The sequence below is a fragment of the Salegentibacter profundi genome (assembly GCF_054121475.1).
In genome coordinates, this window is the sequence record NZ_JBSYGG010000003.1 from 351,799 (window position 1) to 375,791 (window position 23,993).

19 protein-coding genes and 2 tRNA genes are annotated in these 23,993 nt (G+C 40.6%); 8 read left to right on the plus strand and 13 right to left on the minus strand.

Annotation, left to right across the window (positions count from 1 at the left end; all coding sequences use genetic code 11):
* Positions 1-39 precede the first annotated feature (39 nt).
* The 4 genes from ACW6NC_RS06520 to ACW6NC_RS06535 form a co-directional block, all read right to left on the minus strand.
* A tRNA-Leu gene (locus ACW6NC_RS06520) sits at positions 40-125 on the minus strand.
* 52 nt (positions 126-177) lie between these two features.
* Positions 178-250, minus strand: a tRNA-Gly gene (locus ACW6NC_RS06525).
* A 162-nt stretch (positions 251-412) separates the two neighbouring features.
* Positions 413-2,995, minus strand: coding sequence for a DNA mismatch repair protein MutS (gene mutS / locus ACW6NC_RS06530; RefSeq protein ID WP_457864537.1), 2,583 nt, complete (start codon positions 2,993-2,995; stop codon positions 413-415).
* A 283-nt stretch (positions 2,996-3,278) separates the two neighbouring features.
* Entirely contained in the window at positions 3,279-3,425 is a 147-nt protein-coding gene (locus ACW6NC_RS06535; protein ID WP_457864539.1) for a hypothetical protein, read from the minus strand.
* Between the two features lie 124 nt (positions 3,426-3,549).
* Between ACW6NC_RS06535 and ACW6NC_RS06540 the strand changes: the two genes are divergently transcribed.
* Positions 3,550-4,092, plus strand: a complete 543-nt coding sequence (locus ACW6NC_RS06540) for an RNA methyltransferase (protein WP_457864541.1) — start codon at positions 3,550-3,552, stop codon at positions 4,090-4,092.
* Positions 4,093-4,104: 12 nt separating this feature from the next.
* Here the strand turns inward: ACW6NC_RS06540 and folK are convergent, their stop codons facing one another.
* On the minus strand, positions 4,105-5,232 hold the full coding sequence (gene folK, locus ACW6NC_RS06545) for a 2-amino-4-hydroxy-6-hydroxymethyldihydropteridine diphosphokinase (RefSeq protein WP_457864543.1): 1,128 nt from the start codon (positions 5,230-5,232) through the stop codon (positions 4,105-4,107).
* A 107-nt stretch (positions 5,233-5,339) separates the two neighbouring features.
* Between folK and ACW6NC_RS06550 the strand changes: the two genes are divergently transcribed.
* Together ACW6NC_RS06550 and ACW6NC_RS06555 are read left to right on the plus strand one after the other, a co-directional pair.
* Positions 5,340-6,044, plus strand: coding sequence for a queuosine precursor transporter (locus ACW6NC_RS06550; protein WP_457864545.1), 705 nt, complete (start codon positions 5,340-5,342; stop codon positions 6,042-6,044).
* A gap of 19 nt (positions 6,045-6,063) precedes the next feature.
* Positions 6,064-8,754: an AsmA family protein gene (locus tag ACW6NC_RS06555; RefSeq protein ID WP_457864547.1), complete on the plus strand. Its 2,691-nt coding sequence runs from the start codon at positions 6,064-6,066 to the stop codon at positions 8,752-8,754.
* A gap of 81 nt (positions 8,755-8,835) precedes the next feature.
* On the opposite strand, the gene ACW6NC_RS06560 is transcribed toward ACW6NC_RS06555, so the two are convergent.
* Entirely contained in the window at positions 8,836-9,630 is a 795-nt protein-coding gene (locus tag ACW6NC_RS06560; RefSeq protein WP_457864549.1) for a DUF2797 domain-containing protein, read from the minus strand.
* Positions 9,631-9,744: 114 nt separating this feature from the next.
* Between ACW6NC_RS06560 and ACW6NC_RS06565 the strand changes: the two genes are divergently transcribed.
* Entirely contained in the window at positions 9,745-11,262 is a 1,518-nt protein-coding gene (locus ACW6NC_RS06565) for a GH3 auxin-responsive promoter family protein (RefSeq protein ID WP_457864551.1), read from the plus strand.
* Positions 11,263-11,341: 79 nt separating this feature from the next.
* Here ACW6NC_RS06565 and hemL read toward each other — a convergent pair whose 3' ends face one another.
* From hemL to ACW6NC_RS06585, 4 genes are read right to left on the minus strand one after another with little or no spacing between them, the layout of a single operon-like run.
* The gene (gene hemL, locus ACW6NC_RS06570; RefSeq protein WP_457864552.1) at positions 11,342-12,634 is read right to left on the minus strand and encodes a glutamate-1-semialdehyde 2,1-aminomutase; all 1,293 of its coding nucleotides are present in this window, start codon (positions 12,632-12,634) and stop codon (positions 11,342-11,344) included.
* 4 nt (positions 12,635-12,638) lie between these two features.
* A complete protein-coding gene (locus tag ACW6NC_RS06575) occupies positions 12,639-13,469 on the minus strand; it encodes a glucosaminidase domain-containing protein (protein WP_457864554.1) in 831 nt (276 codons plus the stop codon).
* 4 nt (positions 13,470-13,473) lie between these two features.
* Entirely contained in the window at positions 13,474-14,409 is a 936-nt protein-coding gene (locus ACW6NC_RS06580; protein WP_457864556.1) for a 1-aminocyclopropane-1-carboxylate deaminase/D-cysteine desulfhydrase, read from the minus strand.
* Positions 14,410-14,441: 32 nt separating this feature from the next.
* A complete protein-coding gene (locus ACW6NC_RS06585) occupies positions 14,442-14,768 on the minus strand; it encodes a hypothetical protein (RefSeq protein WP_457864558.1) in 327 nt (108 codons plus the stop codon).
* 32 nt (positions 14,769-14,800) lie between these two features.
* Here ACW6NC_RS06585 and ACW6NC_RS06590 point away from each other — a divergent pair, with 32 nt between their 5' ends.
* The 4 genes from ACW6NC_RS06590 (at position 14,801) to ACW6NC_RS06605 (ending at position 19,409) form a co-directional block, all read left to right on the plus strand.
* Positions 14,801-14,968, plus strand: a complete 168-nt coding sequence (locus ACW6NC_RS06590) for a DUF5522 domain-containing protein (protein WP_457864560.1) — start codon at positions 14,801-14,803, stop codon at positions 14,966-14,968.
* Between the two features lie 8 nt (positions 14,969-14,976).
* Positions 14,977-16,965 (plus strand): urocanate hydratase, encoded by a 1,989-nt coding sequence (locus ACW6NC_RS06595; protein WP_457864620.1) that lies wholly within the window; start codon positions 14,977-14,979, stop codon positions 16,963-16,965.
* Positions 16,966-16,982: 17 nt separating this feature from the next.
* Positions 16,983-17,525, plus strand: coding sequence for a DUF4136 domain-containing protein (locus tag ACW6NC_RS06600; protein WP_457864562.1), 543 nt, complete (start codon positions 16,983-16,985; stop codon positions 17,523-17,525).
* 126 nt (positions 17,526-17,651) lie between these two features.
* On the plus strand, positions 17,652-19,409 hold the full coding sequence (locus ACW6NC_RS06605) for an aromatic amino acid hydroxylase (RefSeq protein WP_457864564.1): 1,758 nt from the start codon (positions 17,652-17,654) through the stop codon (positions 19,407-19,409).
* A 1-nt stretch (position 19,410) separates the two neighbouring features.
* Here the strand turns inward: ACW6NC_RS06605 and ACW6NC_RS06610 are convergent, their stop codons facing one another.
* From ACW6NC_RS06610 to alaS, 3 genes are all read right to left on the minus strand, one after another.
* The gene (locus ACW6NC_RS06610; protein ID WP_457864566.1) at positions 19,411-20,025 is read right to left on the minus strand and encodes a DUF4230 domain-containing protein; all 615 of its coding nucleotides are present in this window, start codon (positions 20,023-20,025) and stop codon (positions 19,411-19,413) included.
* A 283-nt stretch (positions 20,026-20,308) separates the two neighbouring features.
* Positions 20,309-21,331: a GSCFA domain-containing protein gene (locus ACW6NC_RS06615; RefSeq protein ID WP_457864568.1), complete on the minus strand. Its 1,023-nt coding sequence runs from the start codon at positions 21,329-21,331 to the stop codon at positions 20,309-20,311.
* Complete coding sequence (gene alaS / locus ACW6NC_RS06620; protein WP_457864570.1) at positions 21,294-23,906, minus strand: alanine--tRNA ligase; 2,613 nt, start codon at positions 23,904-23,906, stop codon at positions 21,294-21,296. The genes ACW6NC_RS06615 and alaS overlap by 38 nt, the downstream gene beginning before the upstream one ends.
* Positions 23,907-23,993 lie beyond the last annotated feature (87 nt).

Here is a 23,993-nt window from a genome sequence, read left to right on the forward strand (position 1 = left end):
CATATATTGAGAAAACAATACAATTACGGGTTTTTAAAGTACTCGGAGCGGGACTTGAACCCGCACGACCGTTGCTGGTCATTGGATTTTAAGTCCAACGTGTCTACCAATTCCACCATCCGAGCGTAAATCAAACTAAAAACCCCGAAAAACCGGGGTCTTTGGTTTTAATTTCAGAGCGAAAAACGGGATTCGAACCCGCGACCTCCACCTTGGCAAGGTGGCGCTCTACCAACTGAGCTATTTTCGCGTTTAGAAAGAACATTCACGTTTTTAATCGTGGCCGCAACTGCTATTGCGGATGCAAATTTAATATAAATCTTATAATGTCAAAGGCTTTTCAGAAAAAAAGAAAGGGTTTTTACTTCATCAAAAACTAAGCGCTTAAACTTCAATCCTTATGGCTCTAATTTTACACCTTTCGCATCTTTGCTCCCAGCATTCTCTTGATTTCATTTAGCTTCATTAGAGCCTCTACTGGTGTCAGGGTATCAATATCAATCTGAAGTAACTCTTCCTTTAATTCTTCAAGCAAGGGATCGTCAAGATTAAAGAAGCTCAATTGCAGTTCGTCTTCAGCTGAATTTTTCAGGATTGCTCCCGAGTCTTCCATAGAATGAGATTCCTCGAGCTTTTTTAATATCTTGTTAGCTCGGTGAAGTACCTGCTGGGGCATCCCAGCCATCCTGGCCACATGTATCCCGAAGCTGTGTTCACTTCCTCCTGGAACCAACTTCCGAAGAAAAAGCACATTATCCTTCAATTCTTTTACCGAAACATTGAAATTTTTGATCCGCTCAAAAGATTCGCACATCTCGTTTAACTCATGGTAATGGGTGGCAAAAAGCGTTTTTGGCCTGGCAGGATGTTCGTGTAGGTATTCACTTATGGCCCAGGCAATAGAAATTCCATCATAAGTACTGGTACCTCTTCCTATCTCATCAAGTAACACCAGACTGCGATCTGAAATATTATTCAATATACTGGCAGTTTCATTCATTTCCACCATAAAAGTAGATTCCCCCATCGAGATATTATCACTGGCTCCCACCCTGGTAAAGATCTTATCTACGACTCCAATCTCAGCAGATTCAGCAGGCACAAAACTACCCATCTGTGCCATGAGTACGATAAGGGCGGTTTGTCTTAATATAGCGCTCTTACCACTCATATTAGGTCCGGTGATCATAATCACCTGCTGGTTTTCCCTATCCAGGTGAAGATCATTGGTGATATAATTCTCCCCAATGGGAAGTTGCTTCTCGATCACCGGATGCCTGCCCTGCCCAATCGCTAACTCAAAACCATCCAAAATTTCTGGTTTGCAGTAATTCTCTGTCTTGGCCTGCAGAGCAAAAGATGCAAGACAATCCAACCGGGCAATAAGCTGAGCATTCTGTTGCACAGGTTGGATATATTCACTCATCCCCTGCACCAATTGTGCGAATAGTTGCTGTTCCAGCTGTAATATTTTTTCTTCAGCGCCCAAAATCTTAGTTTCATATTCTTTGAGCTCTTCAGTTATATAACGCTCAGCATTGACAAGGGTTTGCTTTCTAACCCATTCATCTGGCACCTTATCTTTATGCGTGTTCCGCACCTCGATATAATAGCCATACACATTGTTGTTACCAATTTTCAAAGATGAAATCCCCGTAGAGCGACTCTCCCGCTCTAACATATTATCCAAATAATCTTTACCTGAAAAGGCAATCCTACGCAACCCATCGAGTTCTTCGGAAAAACCTTCCTTTATACAGTTCCCTTTCAATATATTAACGGGAGCCTCTTCATTCAGGCACTGACCTATTTTTTCCCGCAGCCGATCACAATCATTAAGCTGCTCTCCAAGAATTTGAATTGCCTCATTTTCCGATTTCAAAGCCAGAGCTTTAATAGGAGCTACAGCATCCAGAGAGCTTTTGAGTTGATTCATTTCCCGTGGTGAGATTCTTGTAGTAGCAACCTTGGAGATAAGCCTCTCAAGATCACTTATCTGTTTTATATGCTGCTGGATTTTTTTCAAAACCTCCGGGTTTTCCAAAAGAAATCCCACAACCTGATGTCGTTGCCTTATCTTTTCCCTATTTTTTAAAGGTAGGGCAAGCCACCGCTTCAGTAACCTTCCTCCCATAGGAGAAATAGTCTTATCAATTACATCCAAGAGAGTCACCGCATTGACAGAAGTGGAATGATATAATTCAAGGTTTCGTATGGTAAATCGGTCCATCCAGACATATTCCTCTTCAGCAATACGATTGATAGAGTTAATATGTTCAAGCTTATCATGACGAGTTTGGGCCAGGTAATGCAAGACTGCCCCTGCAGCGACAACTCCTTCTTCCAAATGGGCTACGCCAAAGCCCTTAAGTGATTGAGTTTGAAAATGCTGGTTTAAATGTTCATGAGCGAAGTCGGGTTTAAAAACCCAGTCATCTAGATAAAAACAGTGAAAACCTTCACCAAAAGAAACAGTAAAATTCTTCTTAAATTTCTTCTGAATAAGAACCTCACTCGGCATGAAATTCTGAAGTAATTTATCAATATATTCAGTATTACCTTGAGTCGTGAGAAATTCACCCGTGGAAACATCTAAAAAGGAAATACCCAGGATCTTTTTCCCGAAGTGAACCGCACAGAGAAAGTTATTCGATTTACTTTGTAATACCTCATCGTTCATTGCTACACCAGGTGTTACAAGCTCGGTAACTCCACGTTTGACAATTTTTTTGGTCATCTTCGGGTCTTCCAATTGATCACAGATAGCCACACGCTCCCCAGCTTTCACTAATTTGGGGAGATAGGTATTTAATGAATGATGTGGAAATCCAGCCAACTCAGTTCGTTCACTACCATTATTCCGATTGGTGCAAACGATATTGAGAATGCGTGCCGTTTTTACCGCGTCCTCCCCAAAGGTTTCATAGAAATCTCCGACCCTGAAAAGCAATAAAGCATCTGGATACTTCACTTTAATAGCGTTGTACTGCTTCATTAAAGGGGTGACTTTAGAGGATTTATTTGCTGACACTACGTTGAGTTTTAGGTAGCTGCTAAAGTACTTATTCCTGTTTTTTATCAAAAATTTAAGTGAGGACTTTTCTCTCAACTTATTGACACCTCTCCAATGGTCACATGAATTCGTATAGACATAACGAGTTTGAAATCAACCTGAATAATATAAGGGATGCCAAACCTGAGGAAATTATATAAATTTAATGAAGGTTATTTGTAAAACATTGAAGTTCATACCAACAGTAAAGGGAAGGGGAAGTGGTTTAATCGCAGCGATCCTCGCAAGCAGCTTTCATTCCTGCTTCATAACCATCTTTCACCTCGTCCCAGTTGATTAAAATAAAGGTTGCAAATAAAATAGCAATACCTCCCAGCAAGGATAACACCTTATGATCTCTTTGTTTACTCATTTAATATAATAAAAATTGGTCCAGTTTTCTAAAATAGAACTTTTCTGAAAAATGAGCTAAAAAGTTCTTCGTCATCTTCGAATGGTTTTTCCATATTGCCAGTTAATTCCTTAATTTTACTGCCATGCAAAACCGAAAATTAAAGAACAGTGAACTTGAACGAAAATCTGTAGCGGAATTCAAGAAAGCTTCCAAAACGCCAATAATTGTTATTCTGGATAACATCAGGAGTTTAAATAATATCGGGTCGGTTTTCAGAACTTCCGATGCTTTTTTAATCGAAAAGATCTACCTCTGTGGTATTACTGCTCAACCTCCACATAAGGATATACAAAAAACTGCCCTAGGCGCGACAGAGACCGTAAGTTGGGAATATGCTGAGGATGTCCTTGAAATTGTGACCAAACTTCAGCAGAACAATGTAAAAGTATTTGCCATAGAACAGGCTGAAGGCGCAGAAATGCTTCACAACTTTAGACCTGAAATAGATAAAGAATTGGCAGTAGTATTCGGCAATGAAGTAAAAGGCGTACAGCAGAAAGTGGTTTCGGCCAGCGATGGAATAATAGAAATTCCGCAACTAGGTAGTAAGCATTCTCTAAATATAGCCGTGAGTGTGGGAGTGGTTCTTTGGGACTTATTCTCAAAACTAAAAGTCATGAAATAAGAAAGATTTTCCCTAAGCTTGAATTTTACTTAGAAGGTCGAGATAATCTTTCCTGTTATTTACGAAATCCTTCTCCGAAATATCAATGATCTGCACTTTAAGCTTGGTTTGAGATTTTATAAAACTCAGGTAGGATTTATTGATCTCAACCAAATAATCGGCTTGAATATTCTGCTCATAATCCCTGCCACGGGTTTTGATGTTCTCCAAAAGTCGATCAGTATTCTGGTAGAGATAGATATAAAGGTCTGGTTTAACAAGTTCTTTATACATAAGGTGGAACAACTTATGGTAGAGTGAATATTCATCTTCTGGCAAAGTAATCTTGGCAAAAATCAGGGATTTGAAAACATCATAATCGGAGATCACAAAATCCTTAAAAAGATCATATTGCGCGAGATCATCTGCTAATTGCTGGTAGCGGTCAGCTAAAAAGGACATTTCCAGGGGAAAAGCATACCGCTCTTTATTCTCATAAAATTTTGGAAGAAAAGGATTATCCCTAAATCGTTCAAGAATGAGTTTGGCATTGAAATCCTGGGAAACCATTGTTGAAAAACTGGTCTTTCCTGCTCCGATATTTCCTTCCACAGCAATATAATTACAATTGCTTAAGTCAAATTTTCTATTTGGAATTTCAATTTGCTCTGGCACTGGATAAACACGGTCATTATCCTTGAGCTGAATCAGCATCTTTTCAATAGAAATTCCCAATACCGGATGTACCACTTTGGAAGCAATATCGGACAAAGGTTGTAAAACGAAACGACGATCTTGCATATGAGGATGTGGAAGAATAAGCTCTTTAGAAGTAATGACTTCCTTTTCCATCATGAGGATATCCAAGTCTAAGCTACGACTTTGAAAATTTTTGGAATCGTTTCGCAAACGACCAGCTTCAGATTCAATCTTTAGTAGTTTTTTCAGGATCATTCTAGCGGAAAAACGGCTAGAAACAACTATACAAGCATTTAAAAAGGCATCCCCTTCAAAACCCCAGGAAGGGGTCTGGTACACTTTTGAAACTTGAATAATTTCACCAACCTCCTCATAGATTCTATTAACTGCCATTTGAAGCAGGGCAAAACGATCGCCTAGATTGCTTCCAAGTGCTATATATACTAACTTAGGGGGTATCAAACTGAATTAAGAAAAATTTAATAAGGGTTTAGGTGCAAATTTCACAGCAAATTAAGCAAAACAAAACCACATACCCTTAAATTTGTTTGAAGACTTAACAAAAAAATTTGGCGGAGTTATACCCGAAAGACAGGATTGCGGCACAGCATATTTATTTGATTTTAGGGGGGTTGTTTATCGCATCCCTGGTAGTTTCCAACTTGATCTTCCAGAAATTTTTTTCTTGGAACTTTTTCGGGTTGTACTCTTTTGAGATATCTGTAGGAATTCTTCCTTATCCCATTACTTTCTTAATCACTGACATTATCAGTGAGGTTTACGGAAAGACAAGGGCCAACCGGGTAGTCACTACAGGTATTTTCGCCTCGTTCTTTTCATTATTGATAGTCTATCTGGCTAATTTAGTTCCGGCAACAGAATGGTCGCCTATTGATGACGCTCTTTTCACCAAGGTTTTTGGTGCTACTGCTATTGCGGTTCTGGCCTCCATGGTTGCCTATTTGCTGGCCCAGTATATCGACATTCAACTCTTCCATTTCTGGAAGCGTCTGACCAAGGGAAAACATTTATGGCTCCGCAATAATTTTTCGACCTTCCTATCTCAATTTGTAGATACGTTTTCGGTCCTATTTTTGCTTTGCAGCTTTGGAAAGATCGAATGGGAACTATTTGACACCCTACTCCTTAGCGGATTTCTATTTAAGGTAATTATAGCCCTGCTAGACACTCCATTACTCTATGCTTCAGTATATTTACTTAGAAAACGATTCAAGATGAAGTGGGGAGAGGAATTTAAGAAATTAGAGTTTTAGTTCAGAAAAATATTTAACCATGAGAAAAGTATTCAAAATATTCGGAATTATCCTTTTGGTTCTTCTAATTATCCTTGTTGGAGCACCTCTAATATTTGAGGCCCAGATTAAAGATTATGTAAGAAAAACTATAAACCAGAATGTTAATGCTAAGGTTGAGTTTGCCGATATTAACCTAAGCCTTTTGCGGAATTTCCCTCAGGCAACGGTAGTGGTCGAAGATTTCAAAGTAATCAATAAGGCACCTTTTGAAGGCGACACCCTTGCTTTAGGAGAGGAATTGCTACTTGAAATGTCCATTAAAGAATTGTTCAAGAGCAACCAAGAAGCTAAGAGACTGGATCAGCTTAAACTCAATAGCGCCTATATTAATATCCTGACAGATTCTCTAGGCAATAACAATTATGATATAGCTATAAAAGATAGTGCCAGTACTTCAGACTCCACCGCTGGTTTCAGTTTTGAACTACAACATTACGAAATCAATGACAGTCATATCAAATTCTGGGATGAGGGTCAGGATCTCCTCCTGGACATCGAAGACTTAAACCATGAAGGTACCGGAGATTTTTCGCTTACCGAAAGCGAGTTGGAGACCAAATCTGTTGCCATGGTTTCCCTTGATTATGACGGAGTAAATTATTTATACCGAAACAGGGTAGCTCTGGATGCTGTGATTCAGATGGACCTGGAGAATATGCGATATACTTTTCTGGAAAATGAAGCCACCGTGAATCAGTTGCCCCTAAGCTTCGAAGGCTGGGTCCAGGTAAACCAAGACAACAATGAAATGGATATCAGTTTCCAAACACCATCTTCAGATTTTAAAAACTTTCTGGCTGTCATTCCTGAAACCTATGCAAAGAATATCGAAGAAGTCGAGACCTCAGGAGATTTTATAGTCAACGGTAGGATCCATGGAATCACGAATGATACTTATATTCCTAAAATAGACATACGGGCTCAATCCAGTAATGCACGCTTTAAATATCCTGATCTACCAAAAAGCGTGGACGATATTAACATAGATCTGAAGGTAATCAATGAAACGGGCCTGATTGATGATACTTATCTCACCTTCGATGATGTAACCTTTAGAATAGATCAAGACAGGTTCCAAACCAATGGAAGCATCCAAAACCTAATGGGTAATATGCAGATAGATATGACCTTAGAAGGAACGATTAACTTAGCTAGTGTGGAACAGGCATATCCGCTTGATCTGGATCAGGATCTCAACGGGATTCTCACGGCAGACTTGAGTACTCAGTTCGATATGAGCTCCATTGAAAAGGAACAATATCAGAATGTACGCAGTCAGGGTACGGCTAGTATTAAAGATTTTAGTTATAAATCCCCTGAAATCCCTAACGAGCTAAAGATCGCCAATGCCAGTATGAACTTCAACCAGGGGAATGTAAATGTACCTGAACTTAAGCTTACAACAGGGCGAACAGATCTCACGGCCTCAGGAGAAATAAAGAATCTTATGGGCTTTCTCTTTACCGATCAGAATCTTAAAGGTAATTTCAGGGTAAATTCCAACACTTTTGCGATCAACGATTTCGTAGTGGCAGAAACAGAAGAGGTGCAAACCGAAGAGCCGGGAACCACAGGCAAAAAAACACAGAGGATCAAGACAGGCAGAGAAGCCGTAAAGATCCCATCCTTTTTGGATACAGAACTTGACTTTAATGTTGCTACTCTTATTTATGATGATCTTGAGCTGAAAAATGCTAAAGGAAATATTGTCTTAAGGAATGAAACAGCCACTTTAAAGAATATATCCACAGAAATCTTTGATGGAACCATTAACCTCAACGGAAATGTGTCTACCCGTGAGACTACTCCAACCTTCGAGATGGAACTTGATTTGAATGCCCTGAATATTGCTCAATCTTTTTCCAGTTTGGAAATGTTACAAGCCCTGGCTCCGGTAGCCAAGGCCTTAGAAGGTAAATTGCAGACAAACTTGAAACTCAGTGGAAACCTTTATGATGATCTCACCCCCCAGTTACAAACTATTGCTGGGAATGCCCTAGCAGAGATTTTAACCGCAGACATTAATCCTGAAAAATTACCGCTGCTCTCCAGTCTAGACCAACAACTGGAATTCATCGACCTTGACAATATCGACCTGAGTAAACTGAAAACATACCTCACCTTCAAGGAAGGTATGGTAGAAATACAACCGTTCGATTTTGATATCAAAGGGATAAATGTTCGGGTTGATGGAAGTCACGGTTTTGATATGCGTATGAATTATAATCTCAATCTTGATATACCCGCCCGCCTGCTTGGAAAACAGATAAGCCAAAGTCTCAGCAGTTTAAGCGGAGAAGAACTTCGCGATATGGTGGTAGCGCTGCCAATCGGACTCCAGGGGACTTTCCAGGATCCGCAGATCAACATCAATATGGAACAGGCCGTTAGTCAGTTGACCCAACGCATAATTGAAAAGCAAAAGGAAAATCTCAGAGAGCGTGGAGAACAGGCAATACGGGACATAATTAGTGGTAAAACCGGAGAGGAACCACCATCCGATACCACGGCTACCGGAGATACTACAGCAACTCCCACTCAGCCCCCCAGAACCAGGGACACCACGGTAAGGCAGGAGGAGAAAATGAAGGAAGCTGCAAGAAATATTCTTGGAGGGATTCTAAAGAAAAGCGAAAAGAAAAAGGATACCACAGAGGATCAGCAGTAACCGAAAACACATAAGAGAAAAGGTATCAATCAGGGCAGCCTCTATAGCTACCCTATTGGTTCAACGCCAGGACTCTTTGAGTTATTTTACTTGTAACTCTATGACAAAACTTTCATGGCTTCGAATATTAAAAACGGTGCCATCCTCAAAAAGAAGATACTGGCCTTTGATACCTTTGAGCACCCCTTCATAAAACGGGATCTTACCAAGGTTCAGCGTTTTAATTTTCTTAGGAAATTCCAACACTGGAAATTCTATTTCGGTTTCCTTATTATTGGACAGATAATAATCCTTTGCTTCTTCCGGGATATATTGTTTCAGGTTTTCACGAATTTCTGCCAGATCAAGATCAAGAATGTCATTAGTTAGCATCTTTCGCCAGTTGGTTTTATCGGAAACATGACTTTTAAGCGCCACCTCAGTGATTCCGGCCAGATACCTGTTGGGAACTTCAACGATTTCAATGGCCTCATGTGCGCCCTGGTCGATCCATCGCGTAGGAATTTGAGACTTACGGGTCACACCTACTTTCACATCACTTGAATTTGCCAGGTAAACTACGTGAGGTTGCAATTGCACGCCCTTCTCAAAATCCAGATCACGATCCTCCTCATCGAGGTGGGCCCTGGAAAGTTCAGGGCTGATTACCCAATCGCCTGCCTGGGGAATTGATTTAAAACAATCATAACAATAGCCCTGTCGAAAGATCTTTTTTTCAAGCCCACAATGAAGACATTTGTATCTAAGAAAATTAATGGCTAAAGATTTGCCAAGGAGCTGATTCATATTTATAAAATCGTCTTCAAAAATGAGGTAATACTGCACCTTATCTGTAATCTCAGTTCTCATTTTCGTAAGCACACCTTCGTATCTCATATATTTTTCTGTATTTTTAACCGAAGTTGATTTGCAGGCTTCCAAGTTTAAACTAATTTTAACCGGCCAACTCCCGCTGATGCATTGTTCAGCGTATAAAGATATAAAGAAATAATGCCAATCCCATTAGTAAACTCCGTTGCATCCTGGTTTCTAAAGAAGCGAATACACCAAATGGAGTTATTCATAAAATACCCCAACGAGGTTCAGCAGGAACTCCTTAGGAACCTGATTTCAAAAGCTAAGAACACCGAGATTGGCAAAAAGTACGATTTCAATAGTATAAAAACCTATGCCGAATTTGCCAACCGAGTACCTATTCAGCAGTATGAAGATTATCAGGATTGTATAGAGCGCAGCCGGAAGGGAGAAAATAATATCTTCTGGCCCACCCCAATCAAATGGTTTGCAAAATCCAGCGGTACAACCAATGCCAAGAGCAAGTTCATCCCAGTAAGTGAAGATTCCCTGGAACTCTGCCATTATAATGCTGGTAAGGACCTGCTTTGCATATACCTCAACAATAATCCTGAATCCCAGTTATTTACCGGGAAAAGCCTAAGGCTTGGAGGTAGTAAGGAAATCTATCGTAGTAACGGTACCTCTTATGGCGATCTTTCGGCTATCTTGATAGATAATATGCCCTTTTGGGCAGAATACAGTAGCACCCCGAGTAACGATGTATCTCTGCTACATGACTGGGAGGTCAAGATGCCTGCCATAGTAAACGAAACCAAAAAAGAAAGGGTTACCAGCCTTGCAGGAGTACCTAGCTGGATGCTTGTTCTACTCAATAATGTTATGGAGGCTACTGGTAAAGAAAACCTATTTGAAGTATGGCCTAGTCTGGAAGTATACTTCCATGGAGGCGTTAGTTTTGAACCCTACGGGCCTCAATACAATAAGATTCTTCCCCGAGAGGATTTCAGGTACTATGAAATCTATAATGCTTCTGAAGGATTTTTCGCCTGTCAGGACCGCAACGATTCCAAAGAACTGTTGCTAATGCTGGATTACGGTATTTTCTTTGAATTTATTAGCATGGACACCTATGGAAGCGAAAGCGAAAAAATAATCCCTCTTTCTGATGTAGAAACCGGAAAGAACTATGCCGTATTAATTACTACCAATGCCGGGCTATGGCGTTATAAAATTGGAGATACCGTACGTTTTACTTCGTTAAGACCTTATCGAATTAAAGTTTCGGGCAGGACCAAACATCATATAAATGTCTTCGGCGAAGAACTGATCATCGAAAATGCCGAAGAAGCTTTAAAAAAAGTGTCTTTGGTTACCAATTGTGAGATTGTCGATTACACTGTAGCTCCTATCTTTATGGAAGGCAGGGAAAAAGGTGCTCATGAATGGATCATTGAATTCAAAAACCAACCTAGGGATTTTGAACAATTTAAACGAGAACTCGATATGGCCCTGCAAACCGTTAACAGTGATTATGAAGCAAAGCGTTACAATAATATGACTCTTAATATGCCAAGAATTCACAAAGCTCGTAAAAAACTTTTTTATGACTGGCTCAAGAAAAATGACAAACTTGGCGGTCAGCATAAAATACCCAGACTCTCCAACTCCAGGGATTATGTAGAAGAATTATTACAAATGAATAGCGATTAAAAGTTTTAACAAAAATATGCCCCCAAAAATAACTTTCTTTCTAGGGGCGTTTTAAATTCCTTAAAACTATCTCTGTTTCCTATTTTAAATTTTTGGAAACCTTATCCACTGCCTCTATGGTCTTATCAAGATCTTCATAAGTCAAAGCATCACATATAAACCAGGTTTCAAAAGCACTGGGGGCAATATATATTCCATTTTCAAGAAGGCCGTGAAAAAATTTATTAAAGACTCCGTTTGATGCTGCCCTCGATGCTGACTCAAAATCATAGACAGGTTCATCTCCAAAATGAACTGAGATCATAGATCCTACACGGTTAATAGTATGAGCAACCCGGTTGGCCTGAAGTACTTTTTCCATTCCTTCATGCAGGTATTCAGTTTTCTTATCTATACTTTGAAAAATTTCAGGTTTTTGATCGAGTTCGGTAAGCATGGCAAGACCTGCAGCCATAGCAAGAGGGTTACCACTTAAAGTTCCCGCCTGGTACACAGGACCTATGGGAGCCAGATAATTCATAATTTCATCCCGGGCAGCAAAAGCACCTACGGGCAGTCCTCCACCAATCACTTTTCCAAAACAAAGGATATCCGCATTCACACCAAGTCGTTCTTGCACTCCACCAGCTGCTAACCGAAATCCACTCATCACTTCATCGAAGATCAGTAAAATATCGTTGGCATTACATAAATTTCTTAATCCTTCCAAAAATCCTTTTTTTGGAGGTATACATCCCATGTTACCGGGAACCGGTTCAATGATAAGGCAAGCAATTTCATCCTTATTGGCTTCGATCACCTCCTTGACATTTTCCAGATCATTATATCTGGCTAGTAAGGTATCCTTGGCGGTACCCTGGGTCACCCCAGGACTATTAGGGGTTCCAAAAGTTACTGCACCACTGCCAGCCTGAATAAGAAAAGAGTCACTGTGACCATGATAACAACCGGCAAATTTGATAATCTTTTCCTTTCCGGTATAACCTCGGGCTAATCGTACAGCACTCATAGTTGCTTCGGTGCCGGAATTCACAAACCTGATCTTATCAATATTGGGAACCATTTTTACAGCAAGTTCTGCAATTTTGGTTTCAAGTTCAGTAGGGGTCCCAAAGGAAGTTCCATTTTGAGCTTTTTCAGTCACAGCATCTACCACCGGTTGAAAAGCGTGACCAAGAATTAGTGGCCCCCAGGAATTAATATAATCAATAAGTTTATTTCCGTCTTCATCAAAGAGATAAGCTCCTTCTGCTTTTTTTACGAAAATAGGATTTCCCCCTACTGCTTTAAAAGCACGTACAGGGGAGTTAACTCCACCGGGGATTACTTTTTGGGCCGCGACAAAGAGTTCGCTGCTTCTTCTATAATTCATATTTTTAAAATTCTGAAGGTGAAATTATATAAAGGATTTGACCAACGGCTAGGTTAGCGTCTTTAAGATCGTTATAGCGCTGCAGGTCTTGTACTGAAACATTGTATCTTTTTGCAATACCATAAAGGGTGTCTCCCTTTTCCACACGGTAGGTTAATTCTGATGGTTCAGGATTATGGGTGTAACTGGGAGATGGTCTCTTTAGAACATCTGCATCGTAACGATAAAGTTCGTAGCGCTCTATAATACCGATAAGTTTTTCAGGATATTTCCTGTCGGTAGCATATCCGGCTTTTCTTAGACCACGAGCCCAGGCTTTATAATCATCGGCACTTAAATCAAAAAGTGGTGCATAACGTGCTCTCTCGGTTAAAAATAGAGAGTGGTCCCGATAAGAGTATTTTGGATCCTTATACTTTCTGAAACACTCCCCGCGTGCATCATCATCGTGATAAACCCTGGGGCCATCCCAGTCATGACATTTTATTCCAAAGTGATTATTAGCTCTACGTGAGAGATCGCCCTGCCCTGCTCCGGATTCTAAAATTCCCTGAGCTAAAGTTATACTGGCAGGTATATTATACAATCGCATTTCCTCCTGGGCCAGTTCCGAAAAATCCTTAATATAATCTTCTACACTATAACGACGAGGTGAGGGCTCCAGAGTTTCAATCTTTTGATCAGGAAATTCTCTATTTGTATTTTCGCGAGGCGCCGGAAGCTCTATTTGGGGTCCCGTGTCGTTTTTCTTTCTAGTTACCACTTTTTTCTTGCTCCCGCAGGAGACAGCAAAACCCGTTGCAAAAATCAGTAAAAGTATGTACTTTATCCTCATATCCTTAGTTGATTAAAGGCAGATTCTTTTTTCTTAAGACATTATTAATACCGTCAATCCCCTGGAGTCCGCCTGTATGAATTATCAGAATTCTAGACCCTGAAGGGAATTCACCCCTTTTTATGCGGTCAAAAATACCAAAAACTAATTTTCCTGTGTATATAGGATCAAGTGGAATTTGATATTTTTTTTTGAATTTATTAATAAAATTTATCAAATCCGAATTCACCTTAGCATAACCACCAAAATGATAATTTAGTATCAGTTCCCAATTGTTTTTATTGCTGTATTTTCGTATTTGGTCAGAAAGAAAATCACCCTTTAGGGCCGGGAAACCTAAAATCCGCTGATCTTTCCCAGAAGCATTGATTATACCAGCAATCGTCCCCCCCGTGCCAACTGAACAACAGATATAGTTGAATGCTTGGTCGCCGGTACCTAGAATTTCCTTACAGCCTTTAACCGCAAGTTCATTTGTTCCTCCTTCAGGTAGCAAATAAAAATCACCAAACTTTTCTTCTATTTCTTTCAGAAAACCTTCTGTCGTCTTCTCACGATATTGCTGCCGGTTTACAAAATGGAGCTGCATCCCACGAGAATACGCAAAATTAAGGCTTGGGTTCTCGTGCAAAGTTTTAACCAGATTTACACCAAGCTCCTCTCCGCGAATAACCCCAATAGTTTTAATTCCGGCAATTTCCCCAGCAGCCGCTGTTGCTGTAATATGATTTGAATAGGCTCCACCGAAAGTGAGAATGGTTCTTTTATCCTGCCGAAAAGCCTCCTCAATATTATATTTTATTTTTCTAAATTTGTTTCCTGAAACCTCAGGATGAATTAGATCCTCTCGTTTCAAAAACACCTTAATTCCATTATAGAACTCACCAAGAAATTGATTTTCAGCATAATATTCCCTAGAAAAATTTAAAAATTCCGGCATTTTGCAAATATCTCAAATCTAATTTAGCCAGGCTATAAAAACTGTAAAAATGCCCAAAATTTCCGTTCAGAAAGATAGTCTTGTTTCATCTCCTGGCTATAGGCCTCACGCTCAAAACTTAAATTTTTATAAGCCAGGAAAGCATCTCTATATTGCAAAAGCCTGAATAAATATTCAACGAAATACCATATATAAAAAGGTAAAACCAGTAGTTCAATTTGTTGCCTGAGGTGGATCTTTTCGTGATTAATAAAATAATTATCATCTTTAAGATCCCTGTTTTTAAGGATCACGAAAGGCCAGATACTTACCCCTTTAAAATGCTTGGCGAGCAGATATTTGTTGACGATCAAAATCACGCATTCAAGATAAGAAATTGTATTTTTGTGTCATGAGTTTTTTAAAGAAAAGAATTCCCCTGGAGGAAGGCGATTACTATCTTACCCCTGAAGGTTACCGTTGTTTTACAGAACAATATCATCTTAAACGTGGTTATTGTTGTGAAAGTGGTTGTCGCCATTGTCCTTATGGGTATAATAAAAAAACCAACACCCAATAATGGCAACACTGAATTTCAAAGAGCAAATATTACGGGGTATACCAGAATCCCTACCCGCAAAAAAACCCTATAATAAAAAGGTCAACCATGCGCCAAGACGCAAGGAGATCCTTACTGAGGAGGAAAAGAAGCTAGCTCTTAAAAATGCGCTCCGGTATTTTAAACCCAGACACCATAAAGAGTTGTTACCCGAATTTAAGAATGAACTGGAAGAATTCGGGCGTATATATATGTACCGGTTTAAACCGGATTATGAAATTTACGCTCGTCCTATTGAGGAATATCCCGGTAAAACTCCTCAAGCCCAAGGCATCATGTTAATGATTCAAAACAATTTAGATCCCAAAGTAGCTCAACACCCGGATGAACTAATCACTTACGGCGGAAACGGAGCTGTTTTTCAGAATTGGGCCCAATACCTGCTAACCATGCAGTACCTTGCTCAGATGGATGAAGAACAGACTTTGGCCATGTACAGCGGTCATCCGATGGGGCTATTCCCTTCCCATAAAAAAGCGCCGAGAGTCATCGTTACCAATGGTATGATGATTCCCAACTATTCCAAACCGGATGATTGGGAAAAATTCAATGCACTAGGCGTTACCCAATACGGACAGATGACTGCGGGAAGTTATATGTATATAGGGCCCCAGGGTATAGTTCATGGTACCACCATCACAGTTTTGAATGCAGGCCGGAAAATAGCCAAAGAAAAGGAAGGCCTTGATGGGAAGTTATTTGTCACCTCGGGACTTGGAGGGATGAGTGGGGCGCAACCCAAGGCGGGAAACATAGCTGGTTGTATAACGGTCTGCGCAGAAATAAACCCCAAGGCAACGCAAGTCAGGTATAGTCAAGGTTGGGTAGATGAAGTGATTCATGATATTGAGGAACTTTCCAAAAGGGTAGAGAGGGCAAAAAAAGACAAAGAAATCGTTTCTATTGCCTATCAGGGTAATATTGTGGAGGTTTGGGAACATTTTGACAAAAAAAATATTCATATTGATCTGGGAAGTGACCAAACTTCTTTGCACAATCCCTGGGCTGGAGGTTATTACCCGGCAGGCCTGAGCCTTGAAGAAGCTAATAAAATGATGGCGGAGGAACCCGAGAATTTTAAGCTTAAGGTTCAGGAAAGCCTGCGAAGACAAGTTAAGGCCATCAATGCTCACACCGGAAAAGGCACCTATTTTTTCGATTATGGCAATGCTTTTCTACTTGAGGCAGGACGTGCCGGAGCTGATATTTTTGCTGAAAACGGCAAGGACTTTAAATATCCCAGTTATGTACAGGACATCATGGGACCCATGTGTTTCGATTTCGGCTTCGGCCCCTTTCGATGGGTATGTGCTAGCGGGAATTTCAAGGATCTGGAAAAAACAGATGCCATAGCCGCAAAAGTGCTGGAGGAATTAAAAGAAAAATCTCCCAGAGAGATTCAACAGCAGATGGCCGATAATATAAAATGGATTAAAGGAGCCAGGGCTAACAAATTAGTGGTGGGTTCTCAGGCAAGGATCTTGTATGCCGATGCCGAAGGGAGAATACAAATAGCTAAAGCCTTTAACGATGCGATAGCCCGTGGGGAAATAGGACCTGTAATTCTAGGACGAGACCATCACGATGTGTCGGGAACGGACTCACCTTACCGAGAAACCTCCAATATTTATGACGGCTCCCAATTTACGGCCGATATGGCCATACAAAATGTGATTGGAGATAGCTTTAGGGGCGCCACCTGGGTGAGCATTCATAATGGAGGTGGTGTTGGTTGGGGCGAGGTTATTAATGGAGGGTTTGGTATGATTCTTGAAGGTAATAATGCGTCGGAGGAGCGTTTAAAATCTATGCTTTTCTGGGATGTGAATAACGGAATTGCACGACGAAGCTGGGCCAGAAATGAAGGCGCGGTTTTTACTGCAAAACGCGCCATGGAAAGGGATTCCCGGTTAAAACTCAGCATCCCGAATATGGTAGACTCACGCTTATTAGACTAACTTAAAAAACTACACCTATGAGATTCTTAAAAATTACTCCGGTTATTCTGCTACTTGCAGTTTTTCTTACCTCTTGTAGCAGCGTAAGGGTTGCTTCAGATTACGATCGTGAAGTCGATTTCAATTCTTACCAAACCTATGCCTTTTTTAAACCCGGAATCGATAAAGCTGAAATTTCAGACCTAGACAAAAAACGTATTTTAAGAGCAATTGAATCAGAAATGCAAGCGAAAGGGTTTACCAAATCTGATAATCCTGATATGCTTGTAAGCATTTTCACCAAAACCAACGAAAACATTAACATCTACCAGAACAATATGATGGGCTGGGGATACGGCTGGGGATGGCATCCATGGTACTGGGGATCAGGATACAACACTGTAAATCGCACCAGTGAAGGCACACTTTATATAGACCTAATTGATGCTGAAAACAAAGAACTAGTTTGGCAGGGAATGGGTACTGCTGCGCTTGCTCGTGAAGTCAATAAAAAACAAGAAAGGATAAATGAGATCGTACAGAAGATCCTGGAAAAATATCCTCCGGGCTCAGACCGCTAAAGAACCCGAAATAATCCATTAATGCCTCTTAGTAGAGGCATTTTTAATTTAAAGGGGTTTTCATTGACTTATTCTAAATTTCAGGCATAATTCTTTATATTTAGATCAAAATAAAGGCTTGCAATTATGTTAGATCGAATTGAATCCAATGAAATTCTGGACAGGCTCCCAGCCCATCTTCAGCAATATATCAAACCCCAGAATTATGAGGATTACACTCCTATTAATCAGGCGGTTTGGCGTTATGTTATGCGGAAAAACGTAGACTATCTGAGTAAAGTTGCCCACGAATCTTACCTGGAGGGCCTTCGCCAAACTGGAATTTCAATCGACAGCATTCCTAATATGTACGGGATGAACCGGATATTAAAGGAAATAGGCTGGGCCGCGGTAGCCGTAGACGGATTTATTCCACCAGCTGCATTTATGGAATTTCAGGCATACAATGTACTGGTCATTGCCAGCGACATTCGACAGTTAGAGCATATAGAATATACACCTGCACCAGATATTATTCACGAGGGTGCTGGGCACGCCCCTATAATAGCCAATCCAGAATATGCAGAGTACCTTAGACGCTTCGGGGAAATTGGTTGCAAAGCTATATCAAGTGCAAAAGATTATGAGATGTATGAGGCAATTCGACATTTATCTATAATCAAAGAAGCTGAAAATACTCCGGCGGAAGAAATTGAGGAAGCCGAAAATAAAGTTGATAGACTTCAGAATAATATGGGGAAGCCCAGTGAAATGGCACAGATAAGAAATCTGCATTGGTGGACCGTAGAATACGGGCTAATAGGAACTCCTGAAAACCCCAAGATCTATGGAGCTGGATTGCTATCCTCTATAGGAGAGAGCACCTGGTGTATGACCGATAAGGTCAAAAAGATCCCTTACACTATTGAGGCCAGCAAACAGGATTTCGATATCACCAAACCTCAGCCACAACTATATGTTACACCCGATTTTGCACATTTAAGTTCGGTCCTTGAAGAGTTTGCTAATAAAATGGCTCTGAGAAGTGGGGGCCTTTCAGGAGTACAGAAATTAATTGAATCCAAAAACCTGGGCACTGTAGAACTCAGTACTGGGCTTCAGATTTCCGGGGATTTCTCACGGGTCATCGAATTTGAAGGCAAACCTGTATACATTCAGACAACAGGGCAAACCGCCCTCTCGCATAGAGAAAAAGAATTAGTGGGCCACGGCACAAGCAATCACTCCGATGGTTTTGGCTCCCCCATTGGCAGCCTTAAAGGAATCAACTTGGCCATTGAAGATATGAGCCCCAGAGATCTTAGAGCTTATGATATTTACGAAGGAAAGAAAATAGAGCTCGAGTTCGAGGGAGGAATTAAAGTTTCTGGCGAAATCATCACTGGAACTCGTAATCTTCAGGGAAAGATCATCCTTATCAGTTTTAGAGATTGCACGGTCACAAATGAAGAAGAAATACTGTTCAAACCGGAGTGGGGAAAATTTGATATGGCAGTAGGAAAAGAAATAGTCTCAGCCTTTGCCGGCCCAGCCGATCCGGAATCCTTTGATTTAATTACCCATTCTCCCTCAAGCACTACAATAAAGAGCAACAAAACTCCAGAACGCCAGGAACTAGAAGAACTTTATGACTCGGTCAGGAACATCCGGGAAGGAAAAAACGCAAAATTCTCGCTGCAGGCTGTTCTGGATTTATTGATTGAACACCATCCAAACGACTGGTTACTCAGTGTGGAAATTTTTGAACTTGTAGCCGGGAAAGACGAGAATATGGCCAAAGAAACTTTACAAAACCTGGAGAAAGTTAAAATAAGACGTCCTGATATAAGCCACCTTATTGATGGAGGCCTTGAACTTATCGATCAAAACCAAATTTCCAGCTAAGTCATATTTTCAATTCTTCCAGGTCTTCAGAGTTGGAAAAGCGCTGGTTTTTATATTCCAGGGTCCAACCCAAAGAACTGGTTAGAATGTAAATCTTTTGAAGCTCACTGATCAATCGGTTCTGTGCATTGGATTTCAGGGTGGAACTGTCCACTTTTTCCTGGATTGAGGCTTTTATCCTGTTTCTGATCCTATTATGATCTTCCGCATTAAACTGATTCAAATAATCCTGTGTAATGTCGTAATACTTTATCTCTGGGTGTATGGTGACCTCCTCTTTCGGAATATCCAAGATTCGCACGATCTTATTTTCCCTATCGATATCGGTCTTTAATTGGCTAAGATCATAGGCCACCTGGGCCCTGGCATTAACTACGATCAAAGCTTTTTTTCTTGCCGAAAAAATATCAAGATAGAATTTCCGTGAATCCTTATAAGAATATACCTGCGAAAAAGTGCCTTCGGTCACCACCAATTTACCTACGTTTTTTATCTGCTCCTGTAGCAATTTATTTTCTTCTTCGAGCCTGCCTAGTTCACCATCGCGATTTTCACAATATCTCATTCCAATTACGACAAGGAGGACGGTGACAGCACCGATTAAAAAATTTCTCATAAAGTCTAAATTAGAAGGAAAAAGGGACTGTTTTCGCAGGAAAGCACAAGTTTTAAAATTTAGGTGGTTTTATAAAATACTTATGGACGGCCCCACCCGTCCATAAGTTAAAACTTCTAAAATCTACCCCAACAAATTTTAGAAAACGAATTTTAATTTCCAGTCCTTAAACCTAAACTGGTCTAAAGTGCTGAAGTTTAAAATCATATATAAAAGTACAAAATAATTTTACACCTAAAAGATTTTAAGATGATTTTAAAGTTTAAAAAATGCCAAGAAACTATTAAAATTTTAAATGAGGATGCTTCTTTCTAAGGTTTTCTTTGTGCCTCTTCAAAGTTTTGAGAAAATCCTTATGACCTTCGGAATCCGGATCAAAAGGCCGATGAGCTAAACCTTTCTGTAATTTTTCAACCTCCGTAAGGGTTATCATCGCTTCCTTTGAAAACCAGGTTTCCGTAAATTTTTTCCAGATATAATCAACTGCCAGGGAAGATAGATGTAACATATCATCACCGTAAAAACGGTAATCTCTTAGATCATCCATCATGATTTCATAGGAGGGAAAATAAACACCTTTTTCAGTAGCATGAACAGCGGCAATAAGATTGGATTTGCTTCGCTGATTCCCAATAAAGCCATCCCGAAGATGTCTGATCGGAGAGATGGTAAGGATTATCTCTGCTTTGGAATTAAGTTTCTCGATATAACCAGTAATCCTTTCCAGGTTCTCAATGACACTGACTACGGGTGATAATTCCTTTCGGAAGTTCTTTTGTGGAAATTTATGGCAATTGGCCACGGCCTTCCCTGTATCCCGAAGGAGGTAATTCCACGAGGAACCGAGAGTAATCACCACATGGCTTGCTTCCTTTAAAAATGCATGGGTTTGCTGAATTTTAGAATTTAAAGCGTCAAGAATTCCTTCCTTATCCGGAAAACTCAGTGAGGAGTGCGCCTCAAAACAATGCCAGCGTTCATTATGGAAGAAAATATCCTTCCTGGAATACTGATAGCCCGAATCCACACGTTCAAGAAAAGTTGCTATCGCCTGGGGATGGAAAAAGATCCCAAAGGGATTCTGCAGTGTCCTTATCTTGTAGTACGCCAGTTTTGCACCTATATTTTCGACAAAACATGATCCCAACAGCATTATTTTAGAATCGTAGTCGATCTTTGGCTGTTCTCCCTTAATCTGGATTTGGGTTCTAAATTCCATAGTCTTTTTCCATAGGGCTTCCTGAATTTCTATAATTCCAGAAATAAGTTTATTCGATGTAGGATTTTGCCTTTTGAAGCGCTTCATTAAGTCCGGAAGGCTTTTTACCGCCGGCCGTTGCAAAAAACGGCTGGCCACCACCACCTCCCTGGATATATCTTCCTAACTCTCTAACAATCTCTCCAGCATTCAGGCCCTTCTCCTTCACTAGGTTTTTAGAGATATAACAGCTTAGAAGCGCTTTTCCATTGCGCTCGGAACCAAATAACAGGAACAAATCATCATTCTCTTCTGCCAACTGAAAGGCCAGATCTTTTAGCCCACCGGCATCAAGGTCCACTATTTTGGCAAGGAAATTCACCCCATTGATCAATTCGATTTCAGTTTTTAAATCAGTTTTGAGGTTTTTAGCCTTATCCTTGAGCAAGGCCTCTAATTGTCTTTTTAAGGTCGTATTCTCCTCCTGTAATACTTTTACCGCTTTAACTGGATCAGTAGCATTCTTCAACTCGTTTTTTACCTGCTCAAGGAGATGGGTCTGTGCTGTAAAATACTCGCGTACAGCATCGCCAGTTATCGCTTCAATTCTTCTTATCCCACTGGCCACAGCGGCTTCAGATATGATCTTAAAATGCCAGATTTCTCCAGTATTTTTAACATGAGTTCCACCACAGAGTTCCATTGACTCTCCAAAACCTATTGCACGAACGGAATCACCATATTTTTCTCCAAAAAGTGCTATAGCACCCTGGTCCAATGCTTCCTGATAGGAAATATTTCGCTGCTCATTCACTGCGATCCTTTCAGCGATCCTTGTATTTACAAAATCCTCCACCTGCTCCAGTTCCTCTTTACTCACCTTACCGAAATGAGAAAAATCAAAGCGCAAATAATCGCTCTTGACCAGAGATCCTTTCTGTGCTACATGACTTCCCAAAACATAGCGCAAGGCCTGATGTAACAGGTGAGTAGCAGAATGATTTGCAGCAGTAGCCTCACGCTGGGTTTTACTTACTACCCCTATTAAACTTCCATACAGGTCTTTTGGCAGCTCTTTAGTGAAATGAACGATAAGATTATTTTCTTTCTTTGTGTCGAATATCGATATTCTATTTCCATCGGCTTCTTCCAGGTAACCTTTATCACCAACCTGTCCTCCACCTTCAGGATAGAATGGTGTTTGTGTTAATACCAGCTGATAGACCTCGCCCTGTTTTTTTGTTTTCACTTTGCGGTATCGGGCCAACTGAACATCGGCCTCAAGGGTATCATAACCAATAAAAGCTTCCTCGGCCACAGGCTTTAATTCCTGCCAATCACCAGCAGTTATTTGCCCTGCTGCGCGGGAACGATCCTTTTGTTGCTGGAGTTCAGCTTCAAATTCCTTTTCATCGAGATTATAACCACGTTCTCTTAAAATAAGTGCGGTAAGGTCTATAGGGAACCCAAAGGTATCATAGAGTTCAAAAGCTTTTTTCCCTGAAACATTTTTATCTTTGGTTTCTGCAATTATATTTTCGAGGCGAACCAAGCCCTGGTCAAGAGTTCGCAGGAAGGACTGCTCCTCTTCCCTTATTACATTTTCAATAAGATTCTTTTGCGAAATAAGCTCAGGAAAAGCCTCCCCCATCTGTTTGCTTAGGGTTGGTACTAATTTAAAAATAAAAGGTTCTTTGGTCTTAAGAAAGGTGAAACCGTAACGGATTGCTCTTCTTAAGATTCGGCGTATTACATACCCGGCTCCTGTATTCGAGGGTAGCTGACCATCTGCAATAGAAAAAGCGACCGCCCTAACGTGATCGGAGATCACACGGATGGCGATATCAGATTCTTCAGAAATTCCATACGAACTATCGGTTATTTTTTCTATCTCGCTGATAAGGGGAGTAAAAACATCGGTATCATAGTTCGATTGTTTTCCCTGGAGCACCATAGAAAGTCGTTCAAAACCCATCCCGGTATCAATATGTTTTGCAGGCAGTTCTTCAAGAGAGCCATCGGCCTTTCGGTTATACTGCATAAAAACCAGGTTCCAGATTTCTACGACCTGAGGATGATCTTCATTGACCAGTTCACGGCCAGATTGCTTAGCTTTATCAGCATCAGATCGGATGTCTATATGAATTTCTGAACATGGTCCGCAGGGTCCCTGGTCCCCCATCTCCCAGAAATTATCTTTTTTATCTCCGTAGATAATTCGCTCTTCCGGAACGATCTTCTTCCATATTTCCAGGGCTTCTACATCAAGGCCCAGACCGTCCTTCTCACTTCCTTCAAAAATCGAAATATACAGGTTATCCTTATTGATTCTGAATACTTCAGTTAGGAGTTCCCAAGCCCAATTAATGGCCTCTTCCTTGAAATAATCACCAAAACTCCAGTTTCCCAGCATTTCAAACATAGTATGGTGGTAAGTATCCATCCCGACCTCTTCCAGGTCATTATGCTTTCCGCTTACACGAAGGCATTTTTGGGTATCGGTAACCCGGGTATGTTTCGGGACGGTATTGCCTAGGAAGTATTCCTTAAACTGGTTCATCCCAGCATTGGTAAACATAAGGGTAGGGTCGTCTTTTATCACCATGGGCGCCGAGGGCACTATCTGGTGAGATTTCGACCTAAAAAATTGTAAGAATTGGTTGCGTATTTCCTGAGATTTCATCAAAACGTTCTAATCTAAAGTTTATTAAATTGTGACGGCGTTGAAACAATTTTTATATTTGCTCGTTAAGCCTTTACAGTTTGCACG

Coding starts and splice junctions, on each gene's coding strand:
- ACW6NC_RS06540 (WP_457864541.1), top strand. CDS start 3,550: ATGCAAAACCGAAAATTAAAGAACAGTGAACTTGAACGAAAATCTGTA.
- ACW6NC_RS06575 (WP_457864554.1), bottom strand. CDS start 13,469: ATGAGGATAAAGTACATACTTTTACTGATTTTTGCAACGGGTTTTGCT.
- ACW6NC_RS06555 (WP_457864547.1), top strand. CDS start 6,064: ATGAGAAAAGTATTCAAAATATTCGGAATTATCCTTTTGGTTCTTCTA.
- ACW6NC_RS06610 (WP_457864566.1), bottom strand. CDS start 20,025: ATGAGAAATTTTTTAATCGGTGCTGTCACCGTCCTCCTTGTCGTAATT.
- ACW6NC_RS06605 (WP_457864564.1), top strand. CDS start 17,652: ATGTTAGATCGAATTGAATCCAATGAAATTCTGGACAGGCTCCCAGCC.
- alaS (WP_457864570.1), bottom strand. CDS start 23,906: ATGAAATCTCAGGAAATACGCAACCAATTCTTACAATTTTTTAGGTCG.
- ACW6NC_RS06590 (WP_457864560.1), top strand. CDS start 14,801: ATGAGTTTTTTAAAGAAAAGAATTCCCCTGGAGGAAGGCGATTACTAT.
- ACW6NC_RS06535 (WP_457864539.1), bottom strand. CDS start 3,425: ATGAGTAAACAAAGAGATCATAAGGTGTTATCCTTGCTGGGAGGTATT.
- ACW6NC_RS06615 (WP_457864568.1), bottom strand. CDS start 21,331: ATGAAGCGCTTCAAAAGGCAAAATCCTACATCGAATAAACTTATTTCT.
- ACW6NC_RS06600 (WP_457864562.1), top strand. CDS start 16,983: ATGAGATTCTTAAAAATTACTCCGGTTATTCTGCTACTTGCAGTTTTT.
- ACW6NC_RS06580 (WP_457864556.1), bottom strand. CDS start 14,409: ATGCCGGAATTTTTAAATTTTTCTAGGGAATATTATGCTGAAAATCAA.
- hemL (WP_457864552.1), bottom strand. CDS start 12,634: ATGAATTATAGAAGAAGCAGCGAACTCTTTGTCGCGGCCCAAAAAGTA.
- ACW6NC_RS06560 (WP_457864549.1), bottom strand. CDS start 9,630: ATGAGATACGAAGGTGTGCTTACGAAAATGAGAACTGAGATTACAGAT.
- mutS (WP_457864537.1), bottom strand. CDS start 2,995: ATGAAGCAGTACAACGCTATTAAAGTGAAGTATCCAGATGCTTTATTG.
- ACW6NC_RS06565 (WP_457864551.1), top strand. CDS start 9,745: ATGCCAATCCCATTAGTAAACTCCGTTGCATCCTGGTTTCTAAAGAAG.